We start from the raw sequence: 15,710 nt of genomic DNA, 5'->3' as shown, positions 1-15,710 counted from the left end.
AGGCTTTTTGCAGTATGCGTCCGGCTCCATGGAACCGGCGAACGGATAAGACGGCCTACTATGCGTGATCAATTGCCCCCACGTCGAATCAGCATGAAGCATTTCCTCCCCAGCACCGCCCTCGCCCTGATGATCGGCCTGGGCAGCCTCACGCTCGGTGGCAATGCGGCCGCCGCGAACAAGTGGGACAGCCTGCAGCCGGACCGCGACGAGGTGGTCGCCAGCCTCAACATCGTCGAGCTGCTCAAGCGTCACCACTACAGCAAGCCGCCGCTGGACGACGCCCGTTCGGTCATCATCTACGACAGCTACATCAAGCTGCTCGACCCGTCGCGCAGCTACTTCACCGCCGCCGACATCGCTGAATTCGACAAATGGAAGACGCAGTTCGACGACTTCCTCAAGAGCGGCAACCTCGACCCCGGCTTCACCATCTACAAGCGCTACCTGGACCGCGTGAAGCAGCGCCTGGACTACGCCCTCGGCGAGCTGAACAAAGGCGTCGACAAGATCGACTTCACCGTCAAGGAAGACCTGCTGGTCGACCGCAAGGACGCGCCCTGGATGAAGAACCAGGCCGAGCTGGACGAGCTGTGGCGCAAACGCGTGAAAGACGAGGTGCTGCGCCAGAAGATCGCCGGCAAGGACCTCAAGCAGATCCAGGAAACCCTGGTCAAGCGCTACAAGAACCAGCTGGCGCGTCTGGACCAGACCCGCGCCGAGGATATCTTCCAGGCCTACATCAACACCTTCGCTCAGTCCTACGACCCGCACACCAACTACCTGTCGCCGGACAACGCCGAGAACTTCGACATCAACATGAGCCTGTCGCTCGAAGGCATCGGCGCGGTGCTGCAGAGCGACAACGACCAGGTCAAGATCGTCCGCCTGGTGCCGGCCGGCCCGGCCGCCAAGACCAAGCAGGTGGCGCCGGCCGACAAGATCATCGGCGTCGCCCAGGGCAACAAGGAGATGGTCGACGTGGTCGGCTGGCGCCTGGACGAAGTGGTCAAGCTGATCCGCGGCCCGAAAGGCTCGGTGGTGCGCCTGGAGGTCATCCCGGCGAGCAACGCGCCGAACGACCAGACCAGCAAGATCGTCTCGATCACCCGCGAAGCCGTGAAGCTCGAAGAGCAGGCGGCGAAGAAGTCGGTGCTCAAGCTCAAGCAGGACGGGCGTGACTACAAGCTGGGCATCATCGAGATCCCGGCGTTCTACCTGGACTTCAAGGCCTACCGCGCCGGCGATCCGGACTACAAGAGCACCACCCGCGACGTGAAGAAGCTGCTCACCGAGCTGCAGAAAGACAAAGTCGACGGCGTGGTCATCGACCTGCGCAACAACGGTGGCGGCTCGCTGCAGGAAGCCACCGAGCTGACCAGCCTGTTCATCGAGAAAGGCCCGACCGTGCTGGTGCGCAACAGCGACGGCCGCGTCGACGTGCTCGAGGACGAGAACCCGGGCGCCTTCTACAAAGGCCCTCTGGCCTTGCTGGTCAACCGCCTGTCCGCCTCGGCTTCGGAAATCTTCGCCGGCGCCATGCAGGACTATCACCGTGCGCTGATCATCGGTGGCCAGACCTTCGGCAAGGGCACCGTGCAGACCATCCAGCCGCTCAACCACGGCGAACTCAAGCTCACCCTGGCCAAGTTCTACCGGGTTTCCGGGCAGAGCACCCAGCATCAGGGTGTGCTGCCGGATATCGCCTATCCGTCGATCATCGACACCAAGGAGATCGGCGAAAGCGCCCTGCCCGAGGCCATGCCCTGGGACACCATCCGCCCGGTGGTCAAGCCGGCGGTCGATCCGTTCAAGCCGTTCCTCTCCCAGCTCAAGGCGCAGCACGAATCGCGTAGCGACAAGGACGCCGAGTTCGTCTACATCCGCGATCGCCTGGCGCTGACCCAGAAGCTGATGAACGAGAAGACCGTCAGCCTCAACGAGCAGGAACGCCGCGCCCGCCACGACCAGATCGAAGGCAAGCAGCTGGCCCTGGAGAACATTCGCCGCAAGGCCAAGGGCGAAGAACCGCTCAAGGAGCTGAAGAAGGAAGACGAGGACGCGCTCCCCGCCGAGCCGGACGACACCAAGCCGGAGGACGACGCCTACCTGTCCGAGACCGGTCGCATCCTGCTCGACTACCTGAGCCTGAGCACGTCGGTGGCCAAGCACTGAGGTAATGGCAGAATAATATGAGCCGTCATCAAACAGTCACCGGACTGTCGTGAAATGGAAGGGTCGGACATGCCAGTGTCCGGCCCTTTTTCATTCAGGAAGCAGTCCATGACCGTCACCGAACAGCTCAGCGCCTTGAGCGCCATCCTGGCTCAACGCAGCGTCCACAGCCTGTTCCAACCCATCGTCTGCCTCTCCAAACGGCGCATTCTCGGCTATGAAGCCTTGAGCCGCGGCCCTTCCAACAGCCCGTTGCATGCGCCCTTGAACCTGTTCGCCAGCGCCCGTCAGGCTGGTCGTCTCAGCGAGCTGGAAGCGCTCTGCCGGGAAACCGCCTGCCGACGCTTCGACGAGCAGCAGCTCGACGGCAAGCTGTTTCTCAACGTCTCGCCCGAATCCCTGCTCGAACCCGACTACCCTTCCGGGCGCACGCTGAAGATGCTCGAACAGCTCGGCCTGCCGCCCGAGCGCGTGGTCATCGAACTGACCGAGCAGACGCCCACCGATGATTTTCAGCTGTTGTCCAACGCCCTGCACCACTACCGTGACATGGGCTTTTCCATCGCCCTGGACGACCTCGGGGCGGGCTATTCGAGCCTGCGGCTATGGTCGGAGCTGCGCCCGGACTATGTGAAGATCGATCGGCACTTCATCGATGGCATCCACCTGGACCCGCTCAAGCGTGAGTTCGTCGGCTCGATCCTGCAGATCGCCCGCGCTTCCCGCGCCCAGGTGATCGCCGAAGGCATAGAACTGGCCGAGGAGCTGGCGGTGCTGAGCGACATGGGCGTGGACCTGGTGCAGGGTTACCTACTGGGGCGGCCCCAGGAGTTTCCGGCACGTGATCCCCAGGACCTGCTGCCCCGGGAGAGCGGTGCCGCCTTCGCCCTGAGCGAAGCCAGCAACGACTTGAGCGCCCTGCTCCTCCAGCAACCCGGCGTGCCCCTCGATATGCCTGTCCTGCAAGTGCTCGAGGCGTTTCGCCGCCAGGCCACCCTGGACACCCTCGTCGTGCTGGATGAACACGACAAGCCCTGCGGTATCGTCCGCCGGCACTACCTTGCCGATAGAGTGACCACCGACCTGCCCGCGCACGGGCCCATCAGTCGCCTGATGACCCAGGATTTCCTGGCCGTCGAGCGCGGCCAGTCACTGCAACAGGTCAGCCGCCTGCTCACTCGCCGCGCCCATCAGCGTATCGATGAAGACTTCATCATCACCCAGGGCGGACGCTACCAGGGACTGGGGCGAGTCATCGACGTGCTCAGGCTGATCACCGAATGGAAGACCCTGCCAATCTCCTCACCCTGCTGTGGTCGCACACGCGACGCCGTCCCTGCAAGGCCTGAAATGACCTGTCAGGCCTCTTCCGGATAGCGGTACTCGAAGACCCGTACCACTTCCGAGGCATGCCACGACGCCGCTTCCATACCGTCCACAGGACCGGAAAAACGCCCGAGGCGCTCGACGCATTCGAAAAAGCCGGTCCGCGGCAGACGGCTGGCGCCCTGGCTGATCACCAGCGAGCTGCGCAATGGCTGCTCGGCGCGGGCATCGAGCACCGCCAGGTATTCCAGCGCCGCGGTCAGGGTCTGCATCGCGGGGCTGGGAAGCTGAAGCCGCTCGAGCAAGGCGCGGTAGGTAAGCAGGTGGCGCTGGCGACGAGCCAGGTCGAGCTCGGTCAGCAGGCCCTCCCAATGCTGACGGCTGATCCTGACCTGGCTCATGACGGCTCGCTCCAGCCAGCCACGCCCAGGTGCCATGCCAGGCTGCGCAGGATCGCCGCGTCCGGACAGCGCTCGCCCGACTCGATCATCGCCAGGTAGGCCGGGCTGATGCCGACGCTGCGCGCCAGCTGCTCAGGCGCCAGGCCCTTGGCCTGACGCAACGACGCCAGCTGGTCCAGGGAGGACAGGCTGGCGTGCGCTTGACTGCTTTCGACATTGGCGGTGGCGGCTGGTGCAGCGGCGGGTGCCTGGCCCGCGGCCAGCAGCAACGCCTGATACTGCTCCCAGGGCACGACTGCGTACTCGGGCTGACCGTCCCGGCTGATGACCTGAATACCCATTGCAACCCCCTCGACATTGGATCACGGCATGTAATCCGTAGGCATAACGCTTATGCCAATTATATTACCAACCTCGAGGGTCTGTGCGGGTACACCGTGAATCAGCTGCCGGGGCGTTCGAGGCGCAAAGCCTCGGGGTTGTCAGGCAAGCGCTCGACCACCCGCAGGCGCTCCGGCGCCTGGCTGGCGCGCCAGGCCTTGAAGCGGGCCAACTCGTCGGCGACAGTCTTGAGCACCCAGCCTAGAACCGCGATATCGTCGAGCAGGCCCACGCCCAGCAGCCAGTCAGGGATGGCATCCAGGGGGCTGACGAAATACAGCAGCCCGGCCACGATGGTGATCAGCGCCTTGGGGCTGACCGCGCGGTACTCGCCGCGCCACCAGGCCAGGCACAGGGCCTGCATCAAGCGCAGGTCCTCACGCAACTGGCCCAGTTTTGGCCCCTTGCGAGCCACCGCGAACAGCAGTGCCGGCAGTCGGCCACGGCTGAGCAGGCGCTCGGCCAGGGGCAGGAAACGGGCGAAATTCCAAGGTGCGCTCATGAGACCTCCAGAGGAGCAGGAAGGTTATCCACAATAATTGTGGATAACCTTGTGAACAGGGCCGCCTTGGCACCGTCTGGTGCCCGTCAGGCAAGGGCGGACTACGGATCGGGCGTTTTTTACACAACCGTTTCAATCGCGCAAACGTTTTGCGACACCTGCCGGTCGATTGTCGACAGGGCATTGCTTGCGACAGTGAATGAGGTTGGCAGTTCGCGTCAAGCAATCCCCAGAAACGACAACGCCCCGTCGAAACGGGGCGTCGCTGGCGGGAGCCTGGCGTCAGTTCGCCGGTGCGTCAGCCTTGGCCGGGTCCTTGATGCCCAGCAGTTCCAGGTCGAACACCAGCACCGAATTGGCCGGGATCAGCGGGCTCGGGCTCTGGGCGCCGTAGGCAAGTTCAGCTGGGATGTACAGCTTGTACTTCTCGCCGACGTGCATCAGCTGCAGGCCTTCGACCCAACCTGGGATCACGCCGCTCACTGGCAGGTCGATCGGGCTGCCGCGCTCGACGGAGCTGTCGAAGACCTTGCCGTCGGTCAGCTTGCCTTCGTAGTGAACGGTCACCACATCGGTCGGTTTGGGTTGCGGGCCGTCGGCCTTCTTCACCACTTCGTACTGCAGGCCGGAGGCGGTGGTGATCACGCCAGGTTTCTTGCCGTTCTCCTCGAGGAACTTCTTGCCAGCAGAGGCAGCCTCTTCACTGGCCTTGGCCAGGCGCTCTTCGGCACGCTTCTGCAGGGCGGTGAAGGCTTCGACCAGCTCTTCGTCCTTGATGCGCTGCTCTTTCTTGCCGACAGCGTCCTCGATGCCCTGGGCGACCGCTTTCGAGTCGAGGTCGTCCATGCCTTCCTGGGCCAGGCTCTTGCCCATGTTCAGGCCGATACCGTAGGAGGCTTTCTGTGCTGGCGTTTTCAGCTCGACGCTGCTGGTCTGGGCGTCGCAACCTGCGAGGACCAGGCCAACCAGGGCAACCGCAGCCGCCAAACGATGTTGTTTCATGCTAGTTCCTTGTTCATGCGCCATGAGGGCAAATCAGGGTAAAGCCGCGAGCTTAGCAGGCGGTCGTTACCAATGGCTACCGGCATAAGAGCGGGTCGCGCGCCGGAAGTTCCTGGGTGAAAGGATGTTCATGCCCGGGCTCGCAGCCATTGGCCAGTATTGTCGGTTGCTTGCGAGCCGTACGCGCCGCCAGCTCAAGGATACTCGCCCAGCCGATAGGCCTGCGCCACTTCCCGCAGCACCTCGCACAACCACTGCGCCGGCAGGCTCTGCGCCAACGCCGCGTTGCGGCAGATGCCCACCGAACCACCTGGCTCGCGCACACCCAGGTCGAGTTCGGCCAACTCTGCGCGCTGCAGGTCGATCAACACTGCGTCACGCGGCGCCACCCATACCGCGTCGCCACCGAGCACGTAACGTCGGCTCAAGGCCAGCGACAACGTCTCCAGCCGCTGCGTCGGCAGCGGGATCGCGCATTGTACGAACAGGCTGTCGGCATGCTTGCGAATGGTCGTTCCCAGTGGCGGCAGTACCAGCGGGTAGTCGCCGACCTGGCCATGTTCGACCGGCCGGCGCGCCAGCAGCGGGTGCCCGGGGCGCACCACCAGGGTCATCGACTCGCTGTACAGATGTTCGAACGACAGGCCCTGGATCTGCGGGCTGTCGGTCATGCGCCCGACCACCAGTTCCAGCTCGCCCAGGTGCAGCTGCCCGAGCAATTGCGCACTGACGCCGGTCACCACGCTGATCACCAGCGCCTCGTGCCGCTGGTGCAGACGGCACAGCGCTTCAGGCATCAGCAGCCCTTCGACCGTCGACAGCACGCCGATACGCACCTGCGAGGGCGCCCGGGCTTCGCCGCGGACGCTACCGACGCCATCGCGCAGGGCCTGCACGCTGGGCCCTGCATAACGCATGAAGCGGGTGCCGGCCGGCGTCAGGGCGACGCCCTGATGGCTGCGCTCGAACAAGCGGGCTTCCAGCAGGTCCTCCAATTCCTTGAGCGTCTTGGAGATCGCCGGCTGGCTGATCGCGAGCACGTCGGCGGCCCTGGCCAGGCTGCCCTGCCGGGCAATCTCCAGGAAGCACAACAGGTGGCGGAACTTGATGCGGGTATCGAGGTTCATGCCCGGCAGTGTATCCGGGCGAACCCAGGCTGCAACAGGCAGGCCTCTATTGGCTGGCCGCCAGTTGAACCGCGCCATCCGTCAGGCGCACCGGCCACACCCGCAGGTGCTGTGACGGATCCTCCAGGCAGACGCCGCTGTGCAGGCAGAAATGCTGCTTGTACAGCGGCGCCGCCACCACCAGCGCGCCCTGCACATCGCCCACCAGCCCTCGGCCGATGATGTTGGCGCCGGAACGCGGATCACGGTTGCCGACGGCATACACCTGCCGGCCCTGACCCGGCAGGTAGAACAGCGCCACCTGCTCACCGTCGTGCCACACCACCACGCCGGAGTCGGCGACCAGGTCACAGGCCTGGCACACCGCCCGCCAGGTGGGTTCACTCGTTACCGCTGGGTTGGACAGGTTCATTACACCACCTCCTCGTGAGTGGGGATCAGTTGCAGCGGCGCGGCCGGGCGACGCTGGCCGCGCTCGCGGACGAAGTGCACGTCCGGGTCGCCGCGCTGATCGTTGACGAACGTGCGGAAGCGCTTGAGCTTTTCCGGGTCCTTCAGGGCGTTGGCCCATTCGCATTCATAACGCTCCACCACATGCTGCATCTGCGCTTCCAGTTCGCTGGCCAGCCCGAGGCTGTCATCGAGGATCACCTGCTTGAGGTAGTCCAGCCCACCCTCCAGGCCTTCGCGCCACACCGAGGTGCGCTGCAGCTTGTCGGCGGTGCGGATGTAGAACATCAGCACCCGATCGATCAGCCGCACCAGGGTCTGGTCATCCAGGTCGGTGGCGAACAGCTCGGCGTGGCGCGGGCGCATGCCGCCATTGCCGCACACGTACAGGTTCCAGCCCTTGTCGGTGGCGATCACGCCGATGTCCTTGCTCTGTGCCTCGGCGCATTCGCGGGTGCAACCGGACACCGCGAACTTGAGCTTGTGCGGCGCGCGCAGTCCCTTGTAGCGCTCCTCCAGGCGCAGGGCCATGGCCACGCTGTCCTGCACGCCGTAGCGGCACCAGGTGCTGCCCACGCAGGATTTCACCGTGCGTGTCGACTTGCCGTAGGCATGCCCGGTCTCGAAGCCCGCCTCGATCAGCTCGCCCCAGATCAGCGGCAGCTCGTGCAGTTGGGCACCGAACAGGTCGATGCGCTGGCCGCCGGTGATCTTGGTATACAGGTCGTACTTCTTCGCCACCTGGCCGATCACGATCAGCTTGTCCGGCGTGATCTCGCCTCCGGGGATGCGTGGCACCACCGAATAGGTGCCGTTCTTCTGCATGTTGGCCATGAAGGTGTCGTTGGTGTCCTGCAGCGGCACCAGGGCCGGGTCCATGATCGGCTGGTTCCAGCAGGAGGCGAGGATCGAGCCCACCGTCGGCTTGCAGATGTCGCAGCCGACATGGCCCTGGCCATGGCGCTCGAGCAGTTCGCCGAAGGTGCGGATGCCTTCGACCCGCACCAGCGCGTACAGCTCCTGGCGGGTGTAGGCGAAGTGTTCGCACAGGCTCTTGTCGACGGTCACGCCACGGGCGCCGAGTTCGTGCTCGACGACCTGCTTGAGCAGCGCCGCGCAGCCGCCACAGCCGCTGGCGGCCTTGGTGCAGGCCTTCACCGCCGCCAGGTCGCCACAACCGCTGTCGATGGCCGCGCATACCGCGCCCTTGCTGACGTTGTGGCACGAGCAGAGGGTCGCGCCGGCGGGCAATGCATCAGCCCCCAGGGCCGGCACGCCCGCGCCTTGCGGCAGGATCAGCGCGGCGGGGTCGGCCGGCAGCTTGATACCGTTCTGCGCGTACTGCAGCAGGGTGTCGTAGTAGCTGTTGTCGCCCACCAGCACGGCACCGAGCACCCGCTTGCCGCTGGCATCCACCACCAGCCGGCGGTAGGCGGCGTTGGCCTCGTCGATGAAGCGGTAGCTGCGCGCGCCTGGGGTGACGCCATGGGCATCGCCGATGGAGCCGACATCCACACCCAGCAGCTTGAGTTTGGTCGACATGTCCGCGCCCGCGAACTCGCCCGTGGACTCACCCATCAACCGCGCCGCCAGGTTTCGTGCCATGGCATAGCCCGGCGCGACCAGGCCGAACACGCTGCCGTTCCACGAGGCGCACTCGCCGATGGCGAAGATCCGCGGGTCGCTGGTCGTGCAGTGGCCATCGATCAGCACGCCACCACGGACGGCGATCTCCAGGTCGCAGGCGCGACCCAAGGCATCCTGGGGCCGGATACCGGCGGAAAACACGATCAGATCGGTCTCCAGATGCTCGCCACCGTCGAAGTTCATGCGGTAGCGATACCGTTCGCCTTGGCTGATCGACTGGGTGGCGCGGGACAGGTGCACCCCCACGCCCAGCGCCTCGATCTGCGCCTTGAGCGCCGCGCCGCCCTCGCCGTCCAGTTGCACCGGCATCAGCCGGGGCGCGAACTCCACCACATGGGCCTCCAGGCCCAGGGACTTGAGCGCGTTGGCCGCTTCCAGCCCCAGCAGGCCGCCGCCCACCACCACGCCACGACGGGCGGCGCTGGCGGCGGCGCGAATTGCGTCGAGGTCGTCGAGGGTGCGATACACCAAGCGCGCGCTGCCAGCGGAACCCTCGATGGCCGGCACGAACGGGTAGGAGCCGGTGGCCAGGATCAACTGGTCGTAGCCGTAGCGGCCCTCGGCGGTGACCACCTCGCGGCGCTCGCGGTCGATCTGCAGCACCGCCTCGCCCAAGTGCAGGTGCACGCCGTGCCGGTCGTAGTAGTCGGGCTCGCACAGGGCCAAGGTCTCGGCGCAACTGCCGGTGAAATACTCCGACAGGTGAACCCGGTCATAGGCGCGCTGGCGCTCCTCGCCGAACACATGCAGCTCGAAGCGCGCCAGGGCGCCCCGTTCGATCAGTTGCTCGACGCAGTGGTGGCCGACCATGCCATTGCCGACGATGACCAGTCGCGCGCGTTGTGTCTCGTTCGCTGTTGCCTGCATAGCCGATCCTCGCTCACGGAAAACGAAAAAAGGCGCCTGGAGCATGTGCTCCAGGCGCCTTTGCCTGTACTCATCGGGGTGAGGCCCCTGATCGATCGCCGTTGATCGGTGGGGCTGTTGTGCTGGTATCGAAGCAGGGAGCGTGCCAAAAGCGCCATGCAGTCCTGCCTGTGCGGAGCTCTTCGCGGGCAAGCCCGCTCCCACAGGCCTGGCAGATGCCACGGGAGCGGGCTTGCCCGCGAAGAGGCCGGCACAGGCGAAACAACCTTCTACCAGGAACGCACAACCTAGGTGCGCCTCTCACCAAACCAGGGCATTCAGTACACATCGCGCCGATAGCGTTTGTCCCGGCCCAGCGCCTCGACATAGGCCCCCGCCGCCTCATCACTCATGCCACCGTGCTCGGCCACCAGCCGGCGCAGCGCCGCCTCCACGTCCCTGGCCATGCGCTGGGCGTCGCCGCAGACATAGACATACGCCCCCGCCTCCAGCCAGCGCCACAGTTCGGCGCCCTGCTCCAGCATGCGTTGCTGCACGTAGACCTTCTCGGCCTGGTCGCGGGAAAACGCGGTGCTCAGGCGCAGATGCCCGTCGGCCTCCCAGGCCAGCAGCTGCTCGCGGTAATAGAAGTCGCAGGCCGCATGCTGCTCGCCGAAGAACAGCCAGTTGCGCCCACCGGCCCCGCGCTGCTCGCGCTCTTCGAGGAAGGCCCGGAACGGGGCGATACCGGTGCCGGGGCCGATCATGACGATCGGCACCTGGTCATCCTCCGGCAGGCGAAAGTGCTTCGAGGGCTGTGGGACTATCATCACCTCCAGGGTATCCGCGCGGTCGGCGAGGAAACTCGAGCAGACGCCCTTGCGCTCGCCGTAGCGCACCGTGGAAACAGTGAGGTGCACCTGATCGGGATGCACCTTGGGGCTGGAGCTGATCGAATACAGACGCGGCTGCAACGGCTTGAGCAGCGCCAGCCAGCGGGCCAGCGGCAACTGCTGGGGAAACTCGCGCAGCACGTCGGCCAGCTGCCGCCCCCAAGACCAGGCCTTGAGCTCGGCCTTGCGCGCGGGCAGCAGCAGTTCACGCAAGGCACCCGCCTGCTGGCTGAACGCTTCGAGCTGTTGCGGGGAGATCCGTGCGATCTCCAGATGCCGCTCCAGTGCATGGGACAACGGCATTGGCGCATGCCCTTCGAGGTCGACCACGGCCTGGCCATCCAGCTGCATCAGCGCCAGCAGTTCCTCTACCAGCGCCGGGCAATTGCGCGGCCACACCCGCAGCGCATCGCCGGGCTGATAGTCCAGGCCACTGCCTTTGAGGTCGAACACCAGCTGACGGGTTTCCTTCGTCGAACCGTGACCGTTGAGCAGACGGTTTTCCACAAGTCGCGCCGGCCAGGGTCGATGGCTCGTGACGGGTGAAGCAGGCGCGGTGCCGCCCAGCGCCACCAGCAAGGCATCCATCCAGGCGACGAACGCCGCGTCGAAGTCCGGCTCGCAGTCGATCCGCTCCAGCAACCGTCGCGCGCCCAATTGCGCCAGGCGCTGATCGAGCTTGCGACCGAAGCCGCAGAACTGGTCATAGCTGGAGTCGCCCAGGGCCAGCACCGCGTACGGCCACGCGACATCACCCGCCTCACCCTGCAGGGCCTGCCAGAACGCCGCGCCACAGTCCGGGGCATCGCCGTCGCCGAAGGTGCTGGCGATCAGCAGCACGCTGGCGGCGCCCTGCAGCTGAGCCGGGCTCACCGCCGCCATGCAGCTGAGCTCGACCGCCAGCCCAGCCTCGCGCAGGCGCTGCGCGCACCGCTCGGCCAGGGCCTCGCCATTGCCAGTCTGCGAGGCCCACAGCACACGGTGGCGCGGCACCTGGGCAAGCGTTTCGGCGGTCGGCCGGGCATACAAGCCGGCCAGCAGGCCGTCGACGAACAGGCGCCGCTCCGGTGCCAGCGGCGCGCCAGGCGGCAGGCTCGGCACCCCGTCGACCCGCGCCTGGCCAAGGCCGAGCAGATAGCCCTGCAGGTAGTGGCGCTCCTGCTCGGTCAGCACCGGCGTCGGCCGGGAATCCAGGCCAAGCAGGCGGGACAGCGTGGCGGCTGGCTCCTGCGCTGCGCCATGGTGCAGTTCGAGGGCGTCGATACGTGCGCCGGCGACCCGTTCGAGGGCCACGGCGCAGTGTTTGAAGGCGGGCTGCAGCGAGGTCGGGTCGACCGCGTCGCAGGTCACGGCGTTGATCGCCAGTTGCTCGCCGTACAGGTCGTTCCAGTGAAACGGCGCGAAGCAGCCGCCTGGCAGCACCCGATCACTGAGCCGCGCGGGCAGCACCGCCTGGCCCCGGCGCGAGCGGATGGCCACCTGGTCCTGGTCGTGAATGCCCAGGCGCCGGGCATCGGCCGGGTTGATCTCGACGAAGGGACCGGGCTCGAGCTTGTTCAGGCTGGCCACCTTGCCGGTTTTGGTCAGGGTGTGCCACTGATGCTGCACACGCCCGGTGTTGAGGACGAACGGGAACGCCTCGTCGGGCAGTTCGGCCGGCGGCAGCCAGGGCCGGGCAAGGAAGCGGGCCTTGCCGCTGGTGGTGGGGAAGACCGGTGTCGACGGCTCGCCGGCATCGATATAGCGCAGCGGGCTGCGGTCATCTTCGCGCCCGGGCGCGCACGGCCATTGCCGTGGGCCCTGGCGCAGATCGGCATAGCCGATGCCTCGCAGGTCATAGCCGGTGGCCGGGTTGTGAAAGCGCCGGATCTCGTCGAACACGGCCTCGGCGTCGGGATAGTCGAAGGCCTCGGCATAACCCATGGCGCACGCGATGCGGGCGATGATGCGCCAGTCTTCCTGGCTCTCGCCAGGCGGCTCGACCGCCCGTGGCATCAGGGTGAGGTTGCGCTCGCTGTTGATCATCACCCCCTCGCCTTCGGCCCACAGCGCCGCAGGCAGGAGAATGTCGGCGTAGCGGTTGGTTTCGCTGTCCAGGAAGGCATCCTGGCTGATCACCAGTTGCGCCTGGCGTAGCCCGTCGATCACCTGCTGACGGTTGGCGACACTGGCCACCGGGTTGCTGCAGATGATCCAGCAGGCCTTCACCTCGCCGTTTTTCAGCTGCTCGAACAACGCCACGGTGCCCTCGCCGCCATCGCTGCGCAGGGTGCCCGGCGGCAGCTGCCACTGCTGTTCGACGAAGGCGCGGTCGGCGTCCACCAGGGCCGATCGCTGCCCCGGCAGGCCTGGGCCCATGTAGCCCATCTCGCGCCCGCCCATGGCGTTGGGCTGGCCGGTCAGCGAGAACGGCCCGCTGCCGGGGCGGCAGATGGCGCCGGTGGCCAGGTGCAGGTTGCACAGGGCGTTGCTGTGCCAGGTGCCATGGATGCTCTGGTTCAGGCCCATGGTCCAGCAGCTCATCCACTCGCCGGCGCTGCCGATCAGGCGCGCTGCCTCGCGGATGTCGGCCTCGGCCAGGCCGGTGATGGCCGCGACCCGTTCGGGGGTGTAGTCCTCGAGAAAGGCCGGCAGCGCCTCCCACCCCTCGGTGTGACGGGCGATGAAGTCGGCATCGGTCTGGCCGTCGGCGTGCAGCAGGTGGAGCAAGCCGTTGAGCAGCGCCAGGTCGGTGCCCGGGTGCAACTGCAGGAACAGGTCGGCCTTGTCGGCGGTGGCGCTGCGCCGAGGGTCGACGACGATCAGTTTCGCCCCGGCCTTGAGCCGGTCGAGCAGGCGCAGGAACAGGATCGGGTGGCAGTCGGCCATGTTCGCGCCGATCACCAGGAACACCTCGGCCCGCTCGAAATCCTGGTAGCTGCCCGGCGGCCCATCGGCGCCCAGCGACTGCTTGTAGCCACTGCTGGCGCTGGCCATGCACAAACGCGAGTTGGACTCGACATGGCGTGTGCGAATGAAGCCCTTGGCCAGCTTGTTGGCCAGGTACTGGGCCTCCAGCGACATCTGCCCGGACACGTACAGCGCCACGGCATCGGCGCCATGGCTGTCGATGATCGCGCGCAGGCGCCCGGCCGTCTCGGCGATGGCCGCGTCCAGGCTGGCGCGCACCGGCTCCTGGCGGCGCTGGCGGCGCACGAAGGCCTGGACCATGCGGCCGCTGGCCAGCGGCAGGTGGGCGGTCTGGCCCTTGGTGCACAGACGCCCGAAATTGCTCGGGTGCTGCTTGTCGCCGCTGACCTTGACCACCTTGCCGTCGCTCACGCTCATGACGATGCCGCACCCGACCCCACAATACGGGCAGACACTGCGCACCTCGCTGCTGCTCATCGGCTCACTCCTGTTGCTGGAACGACGAAGGCGCCGGCTGCCCCGGCCTGCAAGCGGCAAGCGGGACAACACGGCGCCTTCGTCGTGATGGGGATGGCCATCGACGTTGATGACCTGGATGGATCGGGACCAGCAAATCCCGGGCCACCTCATCGCGGACAAGCTCGCGCCCCTATTCCGTGGGGTGCGCTCGTGCCGCGCGATGAACCCTGCACCGAGACAGGGAACAACGCACCAACCGGTGGCACTTCACAGCGCAAGAACATATGATTCGCATACGTTTCATATATGGATGAATTCCCCATGGGCATCGTCAAGATCTCCGACGACCTCCACGAAGACCTGCGCGTGGCCAGCGCCGCGCTGTCGCGCTCGATCAACGCCCAGGCCGAACACTGGATCCGCCTCGGCATGCTCGCCGAGTTGCACCCGCAAGCCACCTACCAGGACCTGCTGCGTCAGTTGCTGCGCCAGGAACAGGCCAACCTCAAGGAGTTGCTGCAATGAGCAAGGTCATTCTCAAGGACGCCGCGCAACTGGAACTGATGCGCCGCGCCGGCCAATTGCTGGCGCGGGTGTTCGCCGAGCTCGATGGCTTCATCCGCCCCGGGGTGACGACCATGCAGATCAACGACCGTGCCGAGGCGTTCATCGTCGATACCCTCAAGGCCCGGCCGGCGAGCAAGGGGCAGTATGGTTTTCCCTATGCGCTCAACACCTCGGTGGACCATGTGGTCTGCCACGGCATGCCCAAGGTCGATGAGGTGCTGCGCGAGGGCTCGATCGTCAACGTCGACATCACCCTGGAACAGGGTGGCTACATCGCCGACTCGTCGAAGATGTACTGCCTCGGGCAGATCAGCGATGACGCCCGGCGACTGGTCGATACCACCTATGCCGCCTTGTGGAAGGGCATCGAACAGGTCCATCCCGGAGCCACCCTCGGCGATATCGGCCATGCCATCCAGCGCCATGCCGAGGCCGCCGGCTACAGCGTGGTGCGTGAGTACTGCGGGCATGGCATCGGCATGCAGATGCACGAGGCGCCGGAAATCCTGCACTACGGGCAGCGGGGCATGGGCATGAAACTGCAGCCAGGAATGGTGTTCACCATCGAGCCGATGATCAATCAGGGAGGACGGGGGACACGCAGCCTGCGTGATGGCTGGACGGTGATCACCCGTGATCACGCGTTGTCGGCGCAGTGGGAGCATACGGTGGCGGTGACCGAGGACGGTTATGAAGTGCTGACGTTGCGAGAAGAAGAGCGGGCTGGTTTGTAGCTGGGCTTGGGCTTCATGAGTGTTGGTTTTGATAGTTGTATACGCATTCATTGGCGATGGCGACGCACAGTCACCTTTTCGCCTTTACGGCGACCTACTTTTTTCTTGGAAAAAGTAGGCAAAACCGCCCGCTCCATTCATCCGGCCCCTGCGCTACGCTCCGGGGTTCCCTCGCTCCGGCCTTGCTCCCGGGAGGGCCGCGCTGAACGGCCCATCCTGGGCCGCAGCGCTTGACGGGCATCCATGCCCGTCACCTCCCTTCGCAAGTCCTGCGCTCGGCCTACTGAAGT

Annotated in this window: 11 protein-coding genes and 1 pseudogene; 4 read left to right on the top strand and 8 right to left on the bottom strand. The window is 66.0% G+C overall.

What is annotated here, in order from left to right; all coding sequences use genetic code 11:
• Window positions 1-93 precede the first annotated feature (93 nt).
• The gene (locus tag N7422_RS05310) at window positions 94-2,175 is read left to right on the top strand and encodes a carboxy terminal-processing peptidase (RefSeq protein WP_279805518.1); all 2,082 of its coding nucleotides are present in this window, start codon (window positions 94-96) and stop codon (window positions 2,173-2,175) included.
• Window positions 2,176-2,283: 108 nt separating this feature from the next.
• A pseudogene (locus N7422_RS05305) lies at window positions 2,284-3,462 on the top strand (EAL domain-containing protein); the annotation flags it as partial.
• Window positions 3,463-3,533: 71 nt separating this feature from the next.
• Here N7422_RS05305 and N7422_RS05300 read toward each other — a convergent pair.
• The 8 genes from N7422_RS05300 to N7422_RS05265 form a co-directional block, all read right to left on the bottom strand.
• Window positions 3,534-3,902 (bottom strand): hypothetical protein, encoded by a 369-nt coding sequence (locus N7422_RS05300; RefSeq protein ID WP_279805517.1) that lies wholly within the window; start codon window positions 3,900-3,902, stop codon window positions 3,534-3,536.
• The gene (locus N7422_RS05295; protein WP_279805516.1) at window positions 3,899-4,243 is read right to left on the bottom strand and encodes a helix-turn-helix transcriptional regulator; all 345 of its coding nucleotides are present in this window, start codon (window positions 4,241-4,243) and stop codon (window positions 3,899-3,901) included. The genes N7422_RS05300 and N7422_RS05295 overlap by 4 nt, the downstream gene beginning before the upstream one ends.
• A 101-nt stretch (window positions 4,244-4,344) precedes the next feature.
• Window positions 4,345-4,785, bottom strand: a complete 441-nt coding sequence (locus N7422_RS05290) for a YkvA family protein (protein ID WP_279805515.1) — start codon at window positions 4,783-4,785, stop codon at window positions 4,345-4,347.
• Between the two features lie 282 nt (window positions 4,786-5,067).
• Window positions 5,068-5,787, bottom strand: coding sequence for an FKBP-type peptidyl-prolyl cis-trans isomerase (locus tag N7422_RS05285; RefSeq protein WP_279805514.1), 720 nt, complete (start codon window positions 5,785-5,787; stop codon window positions 5,068-5,070).
• Window positions 5,788-5,981: 194 nt separating this feature from the next.
• A complete protein-coding gene (gene pcaQ, locus N7422_RS05280) occupies window positions 5,982-6,914 on the bottom strand; it encodes a pca operon transcription factor PcaQ (RefSeq protein WP_279805513.1) in 933 nt (310 codons plus the stop codon).
• A 46-nt stretch (window positions 6,915-6,960) separates the two neighbouring features.
• Window positions 6,961-7,326 carry a nitrite reductase small subunit NirD gene (gene nirD / locus N7422_RS05275; RefSeq protein ID WP_279805512.1) on the bottom strand — a complete coding sequence of 122 codons (366 nt, stop codon included), beginning with the start codon at window positions 7,324-7,326 and terminating at the stop codon, window positions 6,961-6,963.
• Window positions 7,326-9,878 (bottom strand): nitrite reductase large subunit NirB, encoded by a 2,553-nt coding sequence (gene nirB / locus N7422_RS05270; RefSeq protein WP_279805511.1) that lies wholly within the window; start codon window positions 9,876-9,878, stop codon window positions 7,326-7,328. The genes nirD and nirB overlap by 1 nt, the downstream gene beginning before the upstream one ends.
• 317 nt (window positions 9,879-10,195) lie before the next feature.
• On the bottom strand, window positions 10,196-14,137 hold the full coding sequence (locus N7422_RS05265; RefSeq protein WP_279805510.1) for a bifunctional nitrate reductase/sulfite reductase flavoprotein subunit alpha: 3,942 nt from the start codon (window positions 14,135-14,137) through the stop codon (window positions 10,196-10,198).
• A 303-nt stretch (window positions 14,138-14,440) separates the two neighbouring features.
• Between N7422_RS05265 and N7422_RS05260 the strand changes: the two genes are divergently transcribed.
• Window positions 14,441-14,644, top strand: coding sequence for a ParD-like family protein (locus N7422_RS05260; protein ID WP_011532704.1), 204 nt, complete (start codon window positions 14,441-14,443; stop codon window positions 14,642-14,644).
• Window positions 14,641-15,420 (top strand): type I methionyl aminopeptidase, encoded by a 780-nt coding sequence (gene map / locus N7422_RS05255; RefSeq protein WP_279805509.1) that lies wholly within the window; start codon window positions 14,641-14,643, stop codon window positions 15,418-15,420. Before N7422_RS05260 ends, map begins: the two co-directional genes overlap by 4 nt.
• The last annotated feature ends 290 nt before the right edge of the window (window positions 15,421-15,710 follow it).

Source organism: Pseudomonas sp. GD04091 (assembly GCF_029836165.1).
Lineage (GTDB): Bacteria > Pseudomonadota > Gammaproteobacteria > Pseudomonadales > Pseudomonadaceae > Aquipseudomonas.
This window is presented reverse-complemented; position numbering and strand designations above follow the sequence as displayed.

Coding starts and splice junctions, on each gene's coding strand:
- N7422_RS05310 (WP_279805518.1), top strand. CDS start 94: ATGAAGCATTTCCTCCCCAGCACCGCCCTCGCCCTGATGATCGGCCTG.
- N7422_RS05300 (WP_279805517.1), bottom strand. CDS start 3,902: ATGAGCCAGGTCAGGATCAGCCGTCAGCATTGGGAGGGCCTGCTGACC.
- N7422_RS05295 (WP_279805516.1), bottom strand. CDS start 4,243: ATGGGTATTCAGGTCATCAGCCGGGACGGTCAGCCCGAGTACGCAGTC.
- N7422_RS05290 (WP_279805515.1), bottom strand. CDS start 4,785: ATGAGCGCACCTTGGAATTTCGCCCGTTTCCTGCCCCTGGCCGAGCGC.
- N7422_RS05285 (WP_279805514.1), bottom strand. CDS start 5,787: ATGAAACAACATCGTTTGGCGGCTGCGGTTGCCCTGGTTGGCCTGGTC.
- pcaQ (WP_279805513.1), bottom strand. CDS start 6,914: ATGAACCTCGATACCCGCATCAAGTTCCGCCACCTGTTGTGCTTCCTG.
- nirD (WP_279805512.1), bottom strand. CDS start 7,326: ATGAACCTGTCCAACCCAGCGGTAACGAGTGAACCCACCTGGCGGGCG.
- nirB (WP_279805511.1), bottom strand. CDS start 9,878: ATGCAGGCAACAGCGAACGAGACACAACGCGCGCGACTGGTCATCGTC.
- N7422_RS05265 (WP_279805510.1), bottom strand. CDS start 14,137: ATGAGCAGCAGCGAGGTGCGCAGTGTCTGCCCGTATTGTGGGGTCGGG.
- N7422_RS05260 (WP_011532704.1), top strand. CDS start 14,441: ATGGGCATCGTCAAGATCTCCGACGACCTCCACGAAGACCTGCGCGTG.
- map (WP_279805509.1), top strand. CDS start 14,641: ATGAGCAAGGTCATTCTCAAGGACGCCGCGCAACTGGAACTGATGCGC.